18 protein-coding genes, 1 tRNA gene and 1 pseudogene are annotated in these 18,747 nt (G+C 54.5%); 6 read left to right on the top strand and 14 right to left on the bottom strand.

The features are described 5' to 3' along the window. Window positions 1-63: 63 nt before the first annotated feature. The gene (locus GOX61_RS15160) at window positions 64-711 is read left to right on the top strand and encodes a GntR family transcriptional regulator (protein ID WP_170335071.1); all 648 of its coding nucleotides are present in this window, start codon (window positions 64-66) and stop codon (window positions 709-711) included. Between the two features lie 6 nt (window positions 712-717). Here the strand turns inward: GOX61_RS15160 and GOX61_RS15155 are convergent, their stop codons facing one another. Both GOX61_RS15155 and carA read right to left on the bottom strand, forming a co-directional pair. Next, window positions 718-2,589 (bottom strand): glycosyltransferase family 2 protein, encoded by a 1,872-nt coding sequence (locus tag GOX61_RS15155; protein ID WP_170335070.1) that lies wholly within the window; start codon window positions 2,587-2,589, stop codon window positions 718-720. An 88-nt stretch (window positions 2,590-2,677) separates the two neighbouring features. Next, window positions 2,678-3,844, bottom strand: a complete 1,167-nt coding sequence (carA, locus tag GOX61_RS15150) for a glutamine-hydrolyzing carbamoyl-phosphate synthase small subunit (protein WP_170335068.1) — start codon at window positions 3,842-3,844, stop codon at window positions 2,678-2,680. A 183-nt stretch (window positions 3,845-4,027) separates the two neighbouring features. Between carA and GOX61_RS15145 the strand changes: the two genes are divergently transcribed. Continuing rightward, the gene (locus tag GOX61_RS15145; RefSeq protein WP_170335066.1) at window positions 4,028-4,513 is read left to right on the top strand and encodes a GatB/YqeY domain-containing protein; all 486 of its coding nucleotides are present in this window, start codon (window positions 4,028-4,030) and stop codon (window positions 4,511-4,513) included. A gap of 19 nt (window positions 4,514-4,532) precedes the next feature. On the opposite strand, the gene GOX61_RS15140 is transcribed toward GOX61_RS15145, so the two are convergent. The 6 genes from GOX61_RS15140 to GOX61_RS15115 all read right to left on the bottom strand — a co-directional run bounded on the left by GOX61_RS15140 (window position 4,533) and on the right by GOX61_RS15115 (window position 11,111). Further along, window positions 4,533-5,024 (bottom strand): DUF2244 domain-containing protein, encoded by a 492-nt coding sequence (locus tag GOX61_RS15140; protein ID WP_170335064.1) that lies wholly within the window; start codon window positions 5,022-5,024, stop codon window positions 4,533-4,535. A 44-nt stretch (window positions 5,025-5,068) separates the two neighbouring features. Beyond that, window positions 5,069-5,668, bottom strand: a complete 600-nt coding sequence (locus tag GOX61_RS15135) for a 2-hydroxychromene-2-carboxylate isomerase (protein WP_170335062.1) — start codon at window positions 5,666-5,668, stop codon at window positions 5,069-5,071. Window positions 5,669-5,761: 93 nt separating this feature from the next. Further along, the gene (locus GOX61_RS15130) at window positions 5,762-6,790 is read right to left on the bottom strand and encodes a bestrophin family protein (RefSeq protein WP_170335060.1); all 1,029 of its coding nucleotides are present in this window, start codon (window positions 6,788-6,790) and stop codon (window positions 5,762-5,764) included. A 208-nt stretch (window positions 6,791-6,998) separates the two neighbouring features. Then, window positions 6,999-8,657, bottom strand: a complete 1,659-nt coding sequence (ctaD, locus tag GOX61_RS15125; RefSeq protein ID WP_155151342.1) for a cytochrome c oxidase subunit I — start codon at window positions 8,655-8,657, stop codon at window positions 6,999-7,001. A gap of 162 nt (window positions 8,658-8,819) precedes the next feature. Then, complete coding sequence (locus GOX61_RS15120) at window positions 8,820-10,010, bottom strand: sterol desaturase family protein (protein WP_170335058.1); 1,191 nt, start codon at window positions 10,008-10,010, stop codon at window positions 8,820-8,822. 117 nt (window positions 10,011-10,127) lie between these two features. Beyond that, a complete protein-coding gene (locus GOX61_RS15115) occupies window positions 10,128-11,111 on the bottom strand; it encodes an AraC family transcriptional regulator (protein WP_170335056.1) in 984 nt (327 codons plus the stop codon). A gap of 145 nt (window positions 11,112-11,256) precedes the next feature. Here GOX61_RS15115 and GOX61_RS15110 point away from each other — a divergent pair, with 145 nt between their 5' ends. After that, window positions 11,257-11,673, top strand: coding sequence for an HIT family protein (locus tag GOX61_RS15110; protein ID WP_170335054.1), 417 nt, complete (start codon window positions 11,257-11,259; stop codon window positions 11,671-11,673). A 13-nt stretch (window positions 11,674-11,686) separates the two neighbouring features. On the opposite strand, the gene GOX61_RS15105 is transcribed toward GOX61_RS15110, so the two are convergent. After that, window positions 11,687-12,100, bottom strand: coding sequence for a MerR family transcriptional regulator (locus GOX61_RS15105; RefSeq protein WP_155151333.1), 414 nt, complete (start codon window positions 12,098-12,100; stop codon window positions 11,687-11,689). Window positions 12,101-12,179: 79 nt separating this feature from the next. Between GOX61_RS15105 and GOX61_RS15100 the strand changes: the two genes are divergently transcribed. Then, window positions 12,180-13,124 carry a cation diffusion facilitator family transporter gene (locus GOX61_RS15100; protein ID WP_170335052.1) on the top strand — a complete coding sequence of 315 codons (945 nt, stop codon included), beginning with the start codon at window positions 12,180-12,182 and terminating at the stop codon, window positions 13,122-13,124. 306 nt (window positions 13,125-13,430) lie between these two features. Here GOX61_RS15100 and lipB read toward each other — a convergent pair. Together lipB and GOX61_RS15090 are read right to left on the bottom strand one after the other, a co-directional pair. Continuing rightward, window positions 13,431-14,090, bottom strand: a pseudogene (gene lipB, locus GOX61_RS15095) (lipoyl(octanoyl) transferase LipB); the annotation flags it as partial. 36 nt (window positions 14,091-14,126) lie between these two features. Beyond that, complete coding sequence (locus GOX61_RS15090; RefSeq protein WP_170335050.1) at window positions 14,127-14,786, bottom strand: DsbA family oxidoreductase; 660 nt, start codon at window positions 14,784-14,786, stop codon at window positions 14,127-14,129. Window positions 14,787-14,929: 143 nt separating this feature from the next. Between GOX61_RS15090 and GOX61_RS15085 the strand changes: the two genes are divergently transcribed. Together GOX61_RS15085 and GOX61_RS15080 are read left to right on the top strand one after the other, a co-directional pair. Further along, window positions 14,930-15,016 (top strand) — tRNA-Leu (locus tag GOX61_RS15085). Between the two features lie 297 nt (window positions 15,017-15,313). Continuing rightward, window positions 15,314-16,120: a tyrosine-type recombinase/integrase gene (locus GOX61_RS15080; RefSeq protein WP_254436890.1), complete on the top strand. Its 807-nt coding sequence runs from the start codon at window positions 15,314-15,316 to the stop codon at window positions 16,118-16,120. 312 nt (window positions 16,121-16,432) lie between these two features. Here GOX61_RS15080 and GOX61_RS15075 read toward each other — a convergent pair whose 3' ends face one another. From GOX61_RS15075 to GOX61_RS22550, 3 genes are all read right to left on the bottom strand, one after another. Further along, window positions 16,433-17,224 carry a DUF3299 domain-containing protein gene (locus GOX61_RS15075; protein ID WP_170335047.1) on the bottom strand — a complete coding sequence of 264 codons (792 nt, stop codon included), beginning with the start codon at window positions 17,222-17,224 and terminating at the stop codon, window positions 16,433-16,435. Between the two features lie 142 nt (window positions 17,225-17,366). Beyond that, a complete protein-coding gene (locus tag GOX61_RS15070) occupies window positions 17,367-18,152 on the bottom strand; it encodes a hypothetical protein (RefSeq protein ID WP_170335045.1) in 786 nt (261 codons plus the stop codon). Between the two features lie 110 nt (window positions 18,153-18,262). Then, window positions 18,263-18,721: a putative quinol monooxygenase gene (locus GOX61_RS22550; RefSeq protein WP_302478301.1), complete on the bottom strand. Its 459-nt coding sequence runs from the start codon at window positions 18,719-18,721 to the stop codon at window positions 18,263-18,265. Between the last annotated feature and the right edge of the window lie 26 nt (window positions 18,722-18,747).

Raw genomic sequence — 18,747 nt, 5'->3', positions numbered from 1 at the left:
GGCGCACTTGATTGCGAGGCCATCAGACGGATAGACATGTCCGAACGAGGAGAAACAAATCAAATGAGCCAGTCCCGACAATCTCATACAGATGCGTACAGTCTGATTCTGGAGGCCATTGACGTTGGCGTCTACAAACCGGGTGATCGGCTTGTGGAAAGCGAGCTTGCCGAACGATTTGGCGTGTCGCGTACCCCGATCCGCGAGGCGTTGCAGCGGTTGGAGACACAGTCGTTGCTTGAGCGGGACGGACGCTCTCTGATCGTGGCTTCGTTGGATCATAATCAGATGGCAGAACTGTATGTGGTTCGGCGTGAGCTGGAGGGTTTGGCTGCCCGCCTAGCTGCCCGTCATGCGACCGAAGAAGAGGTCAAGGTTTTGCGGGACATGGTTGCTGCAGATGATGCCCTGGTCGATGATCCCACCGCATTGTCTCGAGCCAATCGCCGGTTCCACGAGCAGATTCACTTGGCATCGCATAACCGCTATCTGGTCCAGCAACTTGATCTGGTGCATCGGACGATGGCGTTGATGGCCACTACATCATTGGCAGTGCAGGGGCGTGGTGAGATCGCGCAAAGTGAGCACAAGGGCATCGTTGAGGCCATTGTGGCGCGGGATGAAGACGCCGCGGAACGCGCGTTGAAAGACCATATCTCAATCGCTTTCATGACACGCCTGAAACAGGATGCAGTGCGTCGCGAGAAATAGTCTGCGTCAGGTCATGGCCGCCTCTTCGTGGGCCTGACCATGTTGGGTCTTGTCCCAGAAAAAAGGCTTGGCCGCGAGTTCCCACAGGGCCTTGTAGGCAGCCAGAACACCGAGCGGATAATAGAGAATCAATGTCGGAACCCACGGGAGCAGAAAGCGCCTGCCACCGGCATTAACGCCTAATGCACCAACTATGAAGTTGGCGGCTTCTGCTGCCAGAAAGAGATAGATGCAGGCCTTCAGAATCTCTGGCGTTACAACGTTGAGAAAGGGATGAGGCAGACCCATCGATGTCAGCCAAAACATCCATAAAACCGGTGCAAGCAGAAATTGTCCTACAGTGCCCAGAAAGAATGCTTGTACGCCCATGAATCTCAGCGGCCCAAGCTCGTTCAGGAAACGTAACGGTGCGCGCATGTGCACCAGATAGGTGACCATGAACCCTTTCAGCCAGCGCGAGCGCTGTTTAACCCAGGGCCAGGCGCGAAAGTTAGCCTCTTCGTAGGTTGTGGTCTCGACGATTTCGGTTCTGTAACCCGCACGGCTCAGGCGAACGCCCAGATCTGCGTCTTCCGTTACATTGTGGGCGTCCCAACCGCCCAGCTCCAGCAGTTTGTCGCGACGGAAAAAGAATGTTGTTCCGCCCAATGGGACGACCAGACCCAGTTTCGCAATTCCCGGCAGGATAACGCGAAACCAGCCACTGTATTCAATTGTAAAACAACGGGATCGCCAGTTAGTTCGGGGGTTGTAGTAGTCCAGAGCACCTTGCAGACACACCACGTCATCTGCCGCTCGCTCAAAATGTCGAACGACGGTTTCAATTTGATCGGGTTGTGGCGCATCTTCGGCGTCCCAAACCCCGATAATATCGCCTCGGCAGAAGTCCAAAGCATAGTTCATTGCTCGGGGTTTCGTGGTTAGATTCCCCAACTCAGGCACTTCCAAGACACGAATCCACGAAGGCAGATCTACGTTTTTCAAAGCTGCCCGGGTAACATCATCATGTTCTTCTAGCACCAGAATGACGTCCAGAAGAGCTTTGGGATAAGTCAGGCGCCCAAGTCGGACAATCAGTGCATCTGCGATTTCCCGCTCTTTGTACAAAGGTACCATCATCGAAACGACCGGCATTCGGGTCTGTGTCGCTTCTTGACAAGCGGAAAGGGTTTTGGGGCTGAGCAGATAGGCACCCAATCCGAATATCCTGAGTGTCAGAAACAAGATCAGCGTTGAAACAGCCGACCAAAAGAAAAAGGCCAGCCCAATTGGTGGATAGGCGAGAAACACCACCAATGCAGCAAGCAGCAGTGCAATGGGCCCGACTCGTGAACGGGCAGTCCAATTGCGGCAGCTGTGCACGGCATCGACGCGGTTCTCTGCTGCCTCGGCGAGTGTCGAAGAGAATTGTGCAGCGATAACAGTATTGATTTGCTCAGCGGACGCCAGAACCGGGACCACGGTGTGTCCGCAATCGCTAAGTTCATTTGCGACTTGTTCGAATTGATCAGGACGGGCAGTCGCGATCTGAAGGATTGGTCCGATCCGCATCCACGGTGCAACGCCGTGAGACACCCAGAATTCTGCAGGCCGGATGGCGAACAGATCGGCAGATGGCGGTGAAGCTTTGAGATCTGCAATCTGCAACCCATTTTGATCGGACAAAGCTTGCAGTACGTTCTGGCGGTCTATCCAGCCCTCGCTCAACAATATTTCGCCCAGACGCGCGTTCTGGTTTGTTTGCTGGTTCAATGCCCACTGCAACTGCGTTTGATTGATAACGCCACGGCCGACCAAACATGCACCCAGCGGTTTACGCGGTCTTGTGCCGGGGACGGGTGTTGCGGGTGCAAGACCCTGAAGATTCAGTTCAACCATTTCAAACCCCGTCGCCAATAGTGACGTCAGGGTTGCTAAATCACGGTTAATTTGCAGTTAACGGTCGCCCGTAGGAAACCACAAGCAATCAGGCTTGTGCCTTGCGATCTGCCATGGCTGCTGCAAAACGCTCGAACAGATAGAAACTGTCCTGAGGGCCGGGCGACGCTTCGGGGTGATACTGGACCGAATACACAGGGCGGTCGGTCATGCGGATACCACAGTTTGAACCATCAAACAGCGAGCGGTGAGTTTCGATCACACCTTCGGGCAGGGATTCGGCATCAACGGCAAAGCCGTGGTTCATCGAGGTGATCTCAACCTTGCCGGTGTCCAGATCCTTGACCGGGTGGTTCGCACCGTGGTGTCCGTGGTTCATCTTGATGGTCTGACCACCAAGGGCGAGGGCCAGCATCTGGTGGCCCAGACAAATGCCGAAGACCGGAAGGTCTGTCGAATCCAGAACCTCTTTGATCATTGGCACTGCATATTCACCTGTGGCTGCTGGATCGCCAGGGCCGTTGGAGAGGAAAACCCCGTCAGGCTCATGAGCCAGAACTTCGGCCGCGGTTGCCGAGGCGGGCAACACAGTCACATCACATCCGGCTGAGGCGAGACAGCGCAGAATATTGCGCTTGGCCCCGAAGTCCAGCGCGACAACTTTGTGCACCGGTGCTTCCTGACGCTGGTATCCATCAGGCCATGCCCAACGCATTTCATCCCAGCGGTAGCTTTGGGCGCAGGTTACATCCTTGGCCAGGTCCATTCCTTCAAGACCGGCAAAGCCGCGCGCAGCTGCAACCAAGGCTTCAATATCGAAGTTGCCGTCAGGATCGTGGGCCAGTGCAACATGCGGAGCACCCTGCTGACGAATGGCCCGCGTGAGGCGGCGGGTGTCAACACCGCCGATGGCGATGCGGCCACGCCGCGCCAACCATCCCTTGAGTTCTTCGGCGGAGCGCCAGTTCGATGGTTCGGTTGGATCCCATTTGACGACCATCCCGGCTGCCACAGGGTCACCGGTCTCGTCATCTTCGGGGTTCACACCAACGTTGCCAATGTGCGGGAAGGTAAAGGTCACGATCTGCCCGGCGTAAGACGGATCAGTCATGATTTCCTGATACCCGGTCATCGCAGTGTTGAAGCAGAGTTCAGCCACCGTCTGGCCGGTTGCCCCAAAGCCGATGCCATAAAACAGGGTTCCGTCGGCCAGTGCCAGACATGCGGTGGGCTTGGGCGTGGCGGTATGTGCCATGGCGCGACTCTCCTGCTGGGTAAATCGGCGCATTCCTAAGGGGGTTAGGCCGCTGGGTCAAGTCTGATCAATTTTTGGGCTATTGTTACTTTTCAATAACTTAGCCATATTGCTCTGCTGTTGTATCACGCTTTTTGTTTAGATATGTTCAGGGTTCCTTTGCCATGGGGATGGACAAACCATATGGATATGCGATCACGGGTGAACACCGCCCTGAAGCAAGCAATGAAAGACAAAGCAGCCGAGCGTCTGTCGACGCTGCGGTTGATCAATGCGGCAATCAAGGACCGCGACATCGCTACGCGCGGGTCGGACAATGAAGAAGCCAAGGGGTGCGGGGACTCGGATGTTCTTGAAATTCTTGGCAAAATGATCAAGCAGAGAAAAGAAAGCGCACGCACCTACGAAGAAGGCGGGCGCCTGGATTTGGCCGAGCGTGAATTGCGCGAGGTTGAGGTCATCGAAGAATTCCTGCCCAAGCAGCTGGACGATGATGAGGTCGCGCAGGCCATCCAAACAGCAATCATGGCCACTGGTGCGGGGTCGATCCGTGACATGGGTAAGGTAATGGGCGAGCTTAAATCGCGCTACACCGGCCAGATGGATTTCGGCAAAGTTGGCCCGATGGTCAAAGACCATCTTTGCGCTTCTGCCAACGGAAACTGTTAAGTTTCAGAACCTGCCGTGGCTAAGCTGCGGCAGGTCCCTTCAATCGATTCACCAGATCATCATATAGCGCGATACGCTCTTCCTCTGACAGGAAGGCGCCGATTTCGACTTCTCGCCCGTCGCCGACCAGCGTGACATAGTTTGGTACCGGCCCACCTTTTTTGTGCATCTCGGGGCGTGCCCAATACCTGTTACAGCTCCATTCCTTCTGACCTGAGCGCGGGCTGTGATGCACAAGGTGGGCCTGTGTGCCGGTCAAGGTCAGCACCTCGAACATACTTCGCGCCCGATAATTCATTTCGAAGGCCAGCCACAGTCCCAAAACCGTCAGAAGCAGAAACGGAAGCAGACCCCAAAGTAGGACGGAACCCAGAACCGCCAGCAACGGGATGAGCCCGAACAGAAACACTGCCAGGACAACGATCATGGCACCACGCGGGGGCAGCGAATTATGCGGCCATAGGCGCAGTTCCTGTTCGGTGTCAGAGGTTTGGTTCCATCTGTAGGGCATGGGTAAGAAATAACGCAATGAAAGCCGGAGTCGATGGGGATTCGCTAAACAACATGGCCCACACGCGACCACGAGAATGCGTCGTCGAGGCGGTCGTCACCCCAGAAAACTTCACCACGCACAACGAAACTGGGTGCACCAAATACGCCCAGATCTGTTGCTTTCGCCGTTTCAGATTCCAGTGCTTCCTCGATCTCGGGGCTACGCGCGCGCGACAACATCAGACGGGGATCCTGTTGGCAACGGAACAGGGCCTCGGACACAGCGTTCTCACCGCCAGCTTCCATCCCTTCTTCGAACCAGATGCGATAGAGCGTTTGGGTAAAGTCCTTACCCCAGCCTTCACGCATGCCAAGCAGCGCGACCTGATTGGACAGCGCCAGATCGGAGATCGGGTAGGGGGCCGGCAGATTGGCATGGATGTGATACTTGGCTGCTCTGCGTTCGATGTCGCGCCACATATATGCTGATTTAATAGGCTTTCCCGCAAAAGGGGTGTTTTGCTGGTCAGCCATCACCGTACGCACATTGAATGGACGCCAGTTGACGGTAGTCTCATGCTCGCGGCACCACTCATCCAGACGCATCACGGTCAGGAAACTGTAAGTACTGCCAATGGAAAACCAAAAGTCGATTTCAGGCATCAGAACGCTCCGGATTCAGAGTTTCATGACACAGGATACCCTAAATCGACTGATTTTTCGATCATCCCTTTGTTTTGAGCAGTAAAACCTGAATCAGAACAGCGCTTTGTCTATTGGCGTCAGCGGGGCTGGAGCTTCGTCCGTGGCCATCATCTGGCGCAGGTCGATCTCGATATTCCGGCAGATTGTCGAAATCGGAACATCTGTTACATCGCCTTCAAACGGGTCCTCCATCGAGGCACTTACCCGCTCGGTTACAAAGAAAATCCAGCACACCAACGCTCCGACCGGGGCGAAAGTCAGCCAGTCGGAAATCACCGTTTGAAGAAGGGGGGCATCCGCACTGGCAAAAAACGAGCGTTCGTCGTTGAACGCCAGAGGGAGCAGGAAAATGAATATCCAGCTGAAGATACGGCCAACCTCGGCAACTTGTCTGGGGAATGGTGTATTCTTGATGCGTTCACTGCGGCCCTGCGACGTGGAAAACTGTGCGATCCGGTCGAGCAGGGCGATGTGCCAATAGGAGTCGATTTTCTTCTCGCTCGCCAACGCTGCCAACTGTTGGCTTTGTAAGAACAAGAGATAAGCAGCTTTGTTGTTCTTCCCTTCAAGCAGCGGCAGGTCAGTTGCGATTTGATAATCGCGCCAACTGTCCTGATTCTGATGTAGGTCAGCACGGTCTGAGATGGGTTTATGTCCGAACAGCCAGGGACGACGTGTCCGGCCGCTGGGTGATGATTGCCGAAGCTGATATGCGAGCATGTTCAGCCATGCGATATGCCGATCAATCAGATCTTGTCGGATGTTTGCATCGAGAGGGGTGCCGTCAGACTGGACAAGATTGCCTATGGTGTACCCCCAATCGCGACTTCCGTTTACGATGTCGCCCCAGACGCTTCGGGCTTCGATCCAGCGGGCGTAGGCAGATGTGTTTTTGAAACCCAGAAAGAATGCTACCGCGAGGCCCAGCATGGTGACCGGCGGACTTGGGTTGTTGATGACTTCGATGGGGGTCAGTTCGTCAACCAGCACGACGAGAAATATCCAGACCAAAACGAGGCAGATAAAGCCAATGGATCCCTTGACCATTTGCTGAAACTTGATGCCGTCGTGCAAAAGCATTGCGTACTATCCTCTGCTAAAATGGCTCGGGACGTGTCAGACAAGGTCTGGATATTCACCAGTCGCCTGACAATCGAAAGGTAATTGATTTACTGAGGAAAATTAGTCGAGCACTGTTTTGTTGTCACGGAAATTCCCCGATTGCCCGTTCGTTGCGCACAAAAAAAGCCCCGCACTGAGCGGGGCTTTCTGATTTCTTCTGACCGGATCAGTGCGCGTGGCCTTTGTCCCAGTCTTCCTGCTTTGGCAGCTGCTCGAACGTGTGTTCGGGCGGCGGCGAGGGCAGGGTCCATTCCAGCGTATCCGCGTACTCGTTCCAGTAGTTGTTCTGGGTGATCCGTGCGCCACGCAGCAGGGCGTAGATCACGATACCAAAGAACAGCAGGAACGAAGCGAACGAGACGAATGCACCGATCGACGACACGAAGTTCCACTGAGCGAACGCTTCGGGGTAGTCGATATAGCGGCGGGGCATGCCCTGACGACCTAGGAAGTGTTGCGGGAAAAAGGTCAGGTTGGCGCCGATGAAGAACAGCCAGAAGTGAACCTTGCCCCAGAATTCCGAATATTGACGACCCGTCATCTTGCCGAAGTAGAAGTAGATACCCGCAAAGATCGCAAATACTGCACCCAGTGACATCACGTAGTGGAAGTGAGCAACCACGTAGTAGGTGTCGTGATAGGCACGGTCGATACCTGCCTGCGACAGGACCACACCGGTCACACCGCCAACGGTAAACAGGAAGAGGAAGCCGAAGGCAAACAACATCGGTGTCTTGAATTCGATCGATCCGCCCCACATGGTCGCGATCCACGAGAAGACCTTAACGCCTGTCGGAACCGCGATGACCATCGTGGCCAGCATGAAGTAGGCCTGCTGACGCAGCGACATGCCAACGGTGTACATGTGGTGCGCCCAAACGACGAAGCCCAGAACACCAATCGCGATGATCGCCCAAACCATCGGCAGGTAACCGAAGATCGGCTTACGTGCGAAGGTCGCGATTACGTGGCTGATGATGCCGAAGCCGGGCAGGATCACGATGTACACTTCCGGGTGGCCGAAGAACCACAGGATGTGCTGATACAGGATCGGGTCACCGCCACCGGCCGGATCAAAGAAGGTAAAGCCAAAGTTGCGATCCATCAGCAACATGGTGATTGCGCCCGCCAGAACCGGCAGCGACAGCAGAATCAGCCACGAGGTGACGAAGATCGACCAGCTGAACAGCGGCACCTTGAACAGGGTCATGCCCGGGGCACGCATGTTCAGGAAGGTGGTGATCATGTTGATCGCGCCGAGGATCGAGGAGGCGCCCGATACGTGTACGGCGAAGATCGCAAGGTCCATGGACATGCCGCCTTCGGTCGTCGACAGCGGCGGGTAGAGAACCCAACCAACGCCCGAACCGAGCTGGTCGTTACCACCGGGGCTCAGCAGCGAAGCCACGCCCAGCGAGGTACCAGCGACGTACAGCCAGAAGGACAGGTTGTTCATTCGCGGGAACGCCATGTCCGGCGCGCCGATCTGCAACGGCATGAAATAGTTGCCAAATCCGCCGAACAGGGCTGGAATGACAACGAAGAACATCATCAGAACACCGTGATAGGTGATCATAACGTTCCACAGGTGTCCGTTAGGGGTACATGGGTCGGCCATAAAGCCTTCCAGACACATGTACTGAACGCCCGGGTGCATCAGCTCGAGCCGCATGTAGACGGTCATCAGAACCGAGATCAGACCGGCCAGTGCCGAAAAGATCAGGTAGAGAATCCCGATGTCCTTGTGGTTGGTCGACATGAACCAGCGGGTAAAGAAACCGCGATTGTCTTCATGCTCGTGACCATGAATGGCTGCGTCTGCCATTTAGGTGCCTCCTGTTGCAACTGCACCGCGCAGCCAGACCTCTCCAGCGCGCGGGATTCCTGCTGGTTTTAGAATGCGAAGGGGTGACCTTCAATGGCCGAGTTTGATCTGGATCAAGATAAATAGCCGCACCCTCTTGAAGGGGACGGGCTGAATCCCGTGTTATTGAAGGTCGGCGAGGGTGTTCTTGAGCTGTCGGAGCGGAACCCAGATCTGGCTTGCGCAGATCGGTCCGGCGCATCCTCTGAGGCGCAGCCGACCATCGGCCAACTGATGGATATTGCCGCGAAAGGTCAATCCCGTTTCAGGATGCTGCAAGCGCCCTTGGGACCATCCGGCTGTGTCTGGTTTGAGGCCCGTAATCATCAGATCACCGGGTTGGATATGTCGCCAGATGGTCACATCCCATCCCCAGAGCAGCCGACCACAAGTTAGTGTGGAGTCATTTGGGCAGGATTCGAAGCGGACAACAGCCCCGAGGTAAGGCGCTGAATACGTTCCTCGCAACTCGGCTGCCTTGGTTGAGGTGCTTGCCAGGACGAAAATGCAAGACAACAGGAGGACTGGCATAAGGTCACCGGATCGTACGCTGGGGCGAGGGGCGATCCTTGCGAACTCCTGATGGTAGCGCGGGTGTTCAGTACCCATCAACCGATCCCACCATGTGAAATACAGGCCCATGTTATAGCGCCCGTTGGCATGATGCAGATCGTGATGGGTCACGCTGGTCAGCCAGTCGAACAGGGGCTTGCCGTCAGAGCGCGCTGGAAAGATTTCGTATCCGCAATGACCCAGCGCATTGCGTAGCATCATGTGAAAGACAAAGGCGAGCAAAGCCAGCGGATGCATTGGGATCAGCACGACAAAGATCGGCAGAAAGGCTGCATTGATGACAGCTTCCGAGGTGTCGAAAGTATAAGAGGTGAATGGCGTGGGATTATGTGACCGATGATGCGTGCGATGCATGAGCCTGAACAGGCGCCGGTGGTGAAGCAGGCGATGCGTCCAATAGAACCACGCGTCATGGGCGATGATGATCAGGAGCAATGAACCTATAAGATAGGCCACACCATAGTCGTCGATTTGATCGTAAATGGGTGCAAAACCTGCTGCGTGGGCCAATCCGATGAGAATGCCGGTCGTGGCAAAGATCAGAATTGTTCGGGCGCTGATCACAAGCTCTCGTCTGATCTGAGGCCATCTGGGGATTTGCTCGCGAATTTTCCGATTTCGCAAACGACGTGCCAGCCACGTGTTGATGATCAGATATGTCCCTCCGGCACCAAAAGCATAACGCAATGTGTCATGGGTTAGGGTGCCGATGATCAGGTCGGTCAGGTGGAACTCGGCCATTTTCGCTCTCCTTGGTTGTCAGGATGCTGAAAATGGTGCGGTCAGGATTGCCACAGGTCTCATCGATTGCGAAATCGGCGAGAGATTTTCGAAATGAACCTGTTTTTTCAGAAACGATCAGCCGCGGTTGCGATACTCGCGGGGGCTGGAGCCTGTCTGCGCGCGAAACGCTTTGTTGAAGGGACCGAGCGAGGCAAAGCCCACTTCGTGAGCAATCTCAAGAATCGTTGTTCGGCCCCGAGAGGGATCGTCCATAAGGGCCTTCGCAGCTTTTATCCGAGCAACGTTTATGAAGGTCGAGAAATTGCGATGTCCCATTTCGCCGTTGATCGTGGCACGCAATTGATGCTCGGGAACACCAAGTTCTTCAGCGAAAGCACCAATGGTCAGTCCTTCGCGCTGCCAGATACCGCGGCGCATGGCCTGTTCAACTCGCTCGGTGAGGTCGGCCCTTGATTTGAACCCTGTTCGTTTGATGGGTTCATCTGCAACGGGCTCAAGCGCCCAAATTGCGAATAGCAGGGCCAGTACAAGGATGGCCGAGGCTTGCAGCGGATAGATCCAATTGGGCAGGTTGGCGTCCAATCCGCTGGCTTCGACCACCGAGACGATCAGGCCCAGTGCGCCCATTGCCGCTAGAAAGCCGCGCCGGAACCGTCTGCGATCGATGACCAGATCGTCACTGTCAGTTGCCAAGGCCAAGATGATGAGGCCCAAGTACAAGGCGATAGCCAAAATTCCGCGGATGAGTGTCATCGCGGGCCAAAACGGGATGAGTGCGGCTGTGACGACGGTCAGCAGGGCCAGAACTAACACGGGCCTACGCTGAGATGCGTCGTCTGTCAGCTGGACCGTCGCCATCCAGGTCAGCGCCAGCGGCAAAAGCGTAGCGCCTGCGACCATTAAGGGTTGCAAAGCGTTTGGCATGATCGTGGGAGCTGAAATCAACAGATAGCAAACGGTGCACAATCCCAACGCTGCCACCGAAGATGTGCCGCGCGAACGCGAGCGCGAAATCAGGACCAATGCGGTCGCGACCATCGCGCCGATCGCCATACCACGAAGTATGAGGTCAGAAATTATGATCCAGTTGGCCTCCATTGCAGGCTAGATTGCCAGCCAGCGCGCGGTAAGTCTTGTCGATTCTGAATTTCAGTTGTCAGAAATCAATCGGTTGAACATGTTTGCTTGACCTCTGCCGCATGGATCGCAAGAACATGAACAGCGGCAACGAAGAAGGTGCGACATGAGCTACGATCCCGAAAACATCTTTGCAAAAATCCTGCGTGGGGAAATTCCGTCGACCCGTGTTTACGAGGATGACGAGACGCTGGCCTTCATGGATATCATGCCTCGTTCTGATGGACATTTGCTGGTGATCCCCAAAACCCCGTGTCGCAATGTCCTGGATGCATCGCCCGAGCAACTGGCGTCGGTTATGAAGACGGTTCAAAAGCTGTCGCAGGCCGTAATGAAGGCCTTTGAAGCTGATGGCGTCACTATCCAGCAGTTCAACGAGGCCGCCGGAGGGCAGGAAGTGTTTCACCTGCATTTCCACGTTCTGCCGCGCTACGAAGGTGTATCTATGCGCCCGCCCGGAAACATGGGCGATTTCGAGGTCATCGCCGCACAAGCCGATAAGATCAAAGCAGCGCTGGGTTGATCAGAGCAGCAGTTCAGTGCGACCCCGAGCAGGTTTCGTGGTCGCCGAACGCATGCATTACCTCGCAGACATGATCGTGTCTGCCATCACAGGCGGCGGTGATACGGGCCAACTCAGCTTCAAGTCGGCTGAGACGAGCGATCCGATCACGCAGATCAGCCAGTTGCCTTTCAGCAATATCATGGGCGCGGTTCAGATCTGCGCCCTTTGCTCCTTCGAGCGAAAGCAGCGCTTCGATATCTGTCAGCGGTAGACCCAGATCGCGTGTATGTTTGATGAACTGCAACCGCTTCAGGGCAGTTTCGTCATAGCGCCTTTGATTGCCCGCAGTTCTCTCGGGTCGTTGTAGCAAACCCTTGTCTTCATAGAACCGGATCGTTGGCACTTTCACTCCGGTCTTGCGCGACAAGTCACCAATTGAGAACATTTTTTCCAAGCCCTCTTGAACCTCTAGTGACTAGAGGAATTACATTGTGTGTCGAACCAGAACAAGGGACGCACAAAACATGGCTCATCAACACTCGCATTCCGGGCATGGCCATCATTCGCACAATCACATCGATCCGTCGGCAGGGGATGCGCGAGTTGCATGGGCCATTGCTGTGAACATGTTTCTGACCCTTGCCCAGATTGTCGGGGGGGTCCTGTCCGGCTCATTGGCGCTGATTGCAGATGCGTTGCACAACCTTTCCGATGCGATCGCGCTGGTCATTGCGTTCTTTGCTCGCAAAATCGCACGTCGCCCTGCAGACCCGCGAATGAGTTTCGGCTATGGCCGTGCCGAAGTGGTTGCGGCATTGGTCAACTACACAACACTTGTCGTTTTGTCGGTCTATCTGATGTACGAAGGCGTAATGCGGTTCTTTGAACCTGAGCCCGTCAATGGCTGGATCGTTGTTTGGATCGCCGCTATAGCGCTCATCGTCGATGTGATCACCGCTGTTCTGACCTACACGATGGCCAAGGAGAGCATGAACATACGCGCTGCTTTCCTGCATAATGTGGCTGATGCTTTGGGCTCGGTTGCGGTCATCATCGCGGGCACTGCTGTCATTCTGTTCAACTGGACCTGGGTTGATCCCGCGGTGACCATCATGATTTCGGTCTACATCCTCTGGCACGTCAAAGCTGAAATTGGTGAAACTGTCAGAGTGCTGATGTTGGGTGCACCACCTGAGCTAGAGCCCGAACAGGTCGCAAGCTCAATCGAAGAAACAGATGGGGTAAGCGAAGTGCATCATGTGCACCTGTGGAGCATGCAGGAACGGCAGCCCGCGCTGACTGCACATCTGGTTATCGCTGATGAGGCCTGGCATCGGGCAGAGGCAATCCGTAGCGAGGTAAAACGCTCACTGAATGAAGATTTCGCCATCGCACATGTCACACTCGAAATCGAACGCTCAGAAAGCGCCTGTGTTGGCTCGCTACGGTTCGGGCATCAGGAAGATTAAGGGGCCCTAAAAAGGAATTGCCGTTCCGATTATGGGGTCGGAACGGCAGACTCGTAACCAAACACTTATCGGATTTCGCGGGCAAGCCCGGGATCACCGGTTTAACACACCACTCACTCTAGAACGGTAGGTTCATGTTACTCGTAACAGAGACAGATGTATTGAGGGCAGATGAAGTTTCTCTAAATTTTACACTAAATCGTGTAAATTTTCGGAAAACTTCGGGCATTTTGGGAAACAGAGCCTCGTCAGATTTGGCACTGTTGCTTACCTAGCGTCAAAATTCGATTCGTTGACGTCAGACTCTCAGGCCGTCGCCGGGTCGAAAACCTCTGAAAACGTCTTTCTCAATGCCACGTCCAGATCCGGCATGGTCACTGGTAGCCCAAGATCGACGAGTGATGTGACACCGTACTCCCGGATGCCACACGGTACGATACCTGTGAAATGATCAAGTTCGGGTTCAACGTTAATTGAGATACCATGAAAGCTGACCCACTTGCGCAGGCGGATACCAATTGCGGCTATCTTGTCTTCTGCGGGTTGGCCGGTAACCGTCAGTGGTTTGTCTTTGCGCTGAACCCAGACGCCAACGCGCCCTTCGCGTATTTCACCTTGGACATTGAATTCCGCCAGAGCTGAGATCACCCAGGTTTCCAGTTGCTTCACGAACCGGCGCACGTCGTGCCCCCGTTTGCCGACGTCAAGCATGACATAGACGACGCGCTGTCCCGGGCCGTGATAGGTATATTCACCACCGCGCTTGCTTTCATACACGGGGAAGCGATCCGGATCGGTTAAGTCTTCCCGGCGCGCCGAAGTGCCCGCAGTGTACAGCGGGGGATGTTCAAGCAGCCAGATGCATTCGTCAGCCTCACCCGCAGAAATCGCAGCCACCCGCGCCTCCATGAAGGCGACGGCCTCTTGATAATCGGTCAGCCCGTCAGAGATCTTCCATTCCATAGGCGGCTCATATCGCGCATGCGATGGTTGCGAAAGGGGTCAAGCGGCCTCGGCAAGGCATCGCTGCAGAACTTGGGTGTAGGTCTCAGTGCCCTGAGCACCTGTCAGCAGGTACTTTCCGCCAAAAACCATTGAAGGTACGCCTGAAATACCGCGACTGGTCCAAAACTGTTGCTTCTCTCTGACCGAGGCCGCATGGGCCTGCGACTCAAGCACTGTTCTGGCGGCAGCCTCGTCCAAACCAACGGAGGCAACAACGCTTGCCAGTACGTCCACGTCCGACACATCCTTTTGGTCGCTGAAATACGCTTTGAACAAGGCCAGTTTCAACGGATGCTGTCGCCCCTGCGTTTCCGCCCAGTCTAACAATTGGTGGGCGGCAAAGGTATTCACCATGCGGCTTTCGTCGGTGAAATTGAAATCGAATCCGAGTTCCGAGCCGAGCGAGGTCAGGCGATCACGCGCTTGCTGGCTCTGTTCTTCTGTCGAACCGTACTTCTCCATAATATGTTCGCGCAGGTTCTGGCCTTCGGGTCCCATGGAGGGGTTGAGCTCGAACGGGTGCCATCTGAGCTGAGCCAGTACATTTTGCTGCTGTAACGCCTGATCCAACTGGCGAAATCCAACGATACACCACGGGCACACGACGTCCGAGACGATGTCGATCTGAACTACGGGACGGGAATCGGGCGATGTCATCTGGAACTCCTGAAGGGGTAGGTGTGGCAGTGTATTGAGGCTAGAGATATGGGTTGTGTCGGGGATTTCAAACCTGTGTGTTTTTGCCTCTTCACATCCCCGCGTTCAACGTCTATACGCCGCTCTACCAAGTCACAGACAGTGCGGTCGTGGCGGAATTGGTAGACGCGCAGCGTTGAGGTCGCTGTGGGGTAACTCCCGTGGAAGTTCGAGTCTTCTCGACCGCACCAGAATTCAGACGTGATTGCGTCGTGATGAACGCAAACCCCTGCAAAACATAGATTTGTGTAACACAATGCGTAGCTTTTGCTTGCCGTTGTGCGTCGTTTTGCGCGATGATTTACGCATATTTTCCGCACGGTGCGTAATTCATGGCGTCAATTCGTAAGCTGAAAACAGGTTATAGAGCAGAGATCGCACGCAGGGGAGTGCGCAAATCCATGGTATGGCCTACGCGGCAAGAGGCCAAAGATTGGGCCGCGAGACAAGAATATTTGATCCTCAACGGAGAAAAGGTTGCTGCCAAGATGACGATAGGAGACCTTTTCGATCGCTACGCACGTGAAGTGTCTCCCAAGAAGCGAGGTGCACGATGGGAGACAATTCGCCTGGAAAAACTAGGCAGAGATAGGATTGCCCGCCTGCAGCTTGGAGAGGTTGCAGCAAAGGACTTCGCTGATTGGCGTGACCGCAGACTGCTCGAAGTTGCACCTGCCAGCGTCATTCGCGAGATGCAACTGGTGACCAGCGTGCTGAATACTGCCCGAAAGGAATGGGGATTGCTGCCTGACAATCCGCTGGCTGATGTGCGAAAGCCCAAGAAACCACCACCGCGTGACAGACTGCCGACCAAAAATGAGATCGAAATGCTGCGCCATTGTGCAGGCGAGGATTTGAGCAAGGCAACCGCGCGGGCCTTTCACGCCTTCCTGTTTGCCCTAGAAACTGGGATGCGGGCAGGCGAGATCACGGGGCTGCAATGGGAAAACGTTGATCTCGACCGCCGAGTGGCGCGGCTTGAATACACCAAAAACGGCAGGCCAAGGGATGTACCGCTGTCGTCTGAGGCTGTTCGACTGCTAGAAGCTTTGCCAGAGCTAAACCCAGTTTTTGGTCTGTCCAGCCGTCAGTTGGATGTGCTGTACAGAAAGTCGCGGGACAAGGCAGGTATCAAGGGGCTGACCTTCCACGATACACGGCATGCGGCCATTACATCGCTTTCAAAGAAACTGGAAGTATTGGCATTGGCAAAGATGGTTGGCCACACCGATATTAAGATGCTGATGGTCTACTATGATGAAAGTGCAGAGGAGTTGGCACGTCGGCTGGACTAGCCCATAGCTGCTAGATTTGTGTGATCCCACTGTGAAGTAGAGCCCATTGCTGCCGTCGATCCAATTTCAACCTTTCGCACATGCAGTGGACCGCAAACGGACGGAAGCAGACGTTCACAGTCCGGCGTCGGTCAGCTGGTGAGCGGGACACTGCTGCCGTTCCCACCTCTGAACTCAATGGCTGGACTCAGCTTGAAAGGGAGCCTTTAAAATGCCGTTTAGAGTTTCCTAAACAGGTTGCAATCCACAGAGGCAAAGCACTTGAAAAGCGGTTTAACCTCTTGGTTTTTCGGCGAATGTGCTACTCCGAAATCAATAAGTGAATGCTTCAACTATATGCGCGTTGAGTTGATAAACGGATTCCACGTTTGTAGCGCCATCGTAGAATGTAACATCGCTGATTTTGCGTTCATCTGACAGTTCACCTTCGATCCAAAAGGCATCGAAAATCGATTTGAATTCGACGCCTTTTGGGTAATCAACATGAATGATCTGGTTGGGTGGCGGCGAAGGTGTATGAACGCAAGAACCTGCGACTGGCACAAACAGGAATTCGGTTACAACTCCTCCATCGATTGTCAGTGGTACTATGTACCCGGGTAGCCTGATTGTTGTACCCAGTTTTTCAAGATTTGGACCGCGTCCGATTGCGTTGTTTTGCGCAATGATTTTTCGGCGGTCTAGCATTAGCTTTTCTACGTCGACATCATTTGCGGCCAGAACACCATTGGCCGCCCTGTATTCTTTAATCAGATCAGGATCAGAGCGCTCACTGGCACTGGATGTTCGCCAACGAACTTGCGTTCGCATAGCGTTCAACAACGGATCTGGCAGTGTTTCAAATGGGGTTTCCAGAGACTTTAGGGTTGGCTTCAAATCACGCCAGCTAACCGCAACATGCTCCTGAATAGGATCATCTAGCGCTGTGGAGCTTGCGGCAATGGCCAAATCAAGTATGCGCTTAGACATGTCAAAACGCTTTGCCCCTGAAGGAGAAGTTTGGGCAGCAGATTTTTGCGGGACTTGGACAACATCTGCCTGAGCATCTTGAGTGTATGCGAACGCAAAAGCAGAAATTATCAGAGCAATCAGGTTACTTGTCATTTCAGAGCTCCAGTTTTCACTCCAAGTTGCGACGGGTCAAATTTTTCGGCCAAGTTTCAATATGCAAGGGATCTTTCACTCTCGTGTTTTTTGTTCCCAGTCGTTGAAAGCAGTCTCTTGAATCATTCTTCCAAAGCGCCAGTCAAAAAAAGAACGACAGACCCAGCTTAAGTTGTCTGTCCGGCCCGCCGTCAGGTTTGCGCTCCAAAGTGTAGTATCCGACACTGACATCCATAGCGGTGCCTTTAGCTTCATTGATGATCGACGTTTTGCCAGCGGTCAAACCCAAAGGAATTGCCCACGCTTCATCATTGCTGGCCGAATTCCAGTTGTACGAAACCACGTTGTTGTACCCAACGTACCAACCCTCTCCCAAACCGTAGGTGAGAATAGGTTGAAGGATGGTCACACTGAAATCGTTCTCGCCCCACATATGGGCAACGACACCACCCCAAGACAAATCACCTGTTTGCCCAAACATGACAAAGGCAGGACCAGCCCCCCAACCTGCACCTTGCAAGGCGTCATTCGTGTGCGTTGGCAAGGAAACTTGCAGGCCGTAGCCCAGTGCGATTCCGCTTTCTCCCGGCGTAGGTGAATAAAATGCCTGAACCGTGGAATCACCGATGCCCCAAGTCAGATCATTTTCTTCCGAAGGATCGACAATTCCAGGCGGCAATACGGCGCCCGGCTGGACACCCTGAATCGGCACAATCCCCCGAAGCACCAATGTCGCGTCTGTCAGTGGAACTGAATAGACGGGCTGTAGCTGAAAGTTGTAGCTGTCGTCGTCGTTCGTCCCGGTTCTGAAGGCGATTGTATTGTCGGTGATCAGCGCTTTTGTGTCCGCAAGCGGGTTCGCGGCCTTCCGCGCTGCCTGACAAGCCGCGTCACAAGCTTGAGCTTCATTGGGTTGAAAACTCAGCATCCCAACGAAGAAGACAGCACAAGTGCAAAGTCGGCATTTCATCATATGCTCCCGGATTCCGCTTAGAATTATCTGTAGGCTTTTTTTAAACCTTCCTTGCCATTGCGCATTCATTTGGATGGTCCTTGCGCTGCCGCGGCAATTGGTTGGCCAATCTCTGCCCCAATGCTTTGGAACAATTCCTGATGATCATCTGTAAGCTGCGATAGGGTGACAATCTTCTTGAACTGCGCCAACTCAACCAACTGCGGAATGAAGGGCTCGATCAACGCTTCGTGCCGGGCGTGGGCAGCCGCATCCACATAGCGTTCATAGCCGTACACCGTCTCGCCGACCCGGGCGAACTCGTAAATCAAAAGCCCGTCATCGGTGGCAGATGCCTCAACCATGTCTCTGGCCAAAGCATCAAAAGCCTGTGCGTTTCCAGCCGGAACGTTCAATATCGCAATGAATGCGACTTCCTCCGCGTGCGCATACGCCGGCGCAAAAAGGGATGTCGCTATCAAAGCGGCTTTGCAACAGATCAGTCGTTTCAATTCTGGTTTCCTTCCTGAAGCGGCGAGGGGCATTGTGTGCCCCCAGCCGAAACGGCCTC

The sequence above is a fragment of the Ruegeria arenilitoris genome, assembly GCF_013030265.1.
Lineage (GTDB): Bacteria > Pseudomonadota > Alphaproteobacteria > Rhodobacterales > Rhodobacteraceae > Ruegeria > Ruegeria arenilitoris_E.
This window is presented reverse-complemented; position numbering and strand designations above follow the sequence as displayed.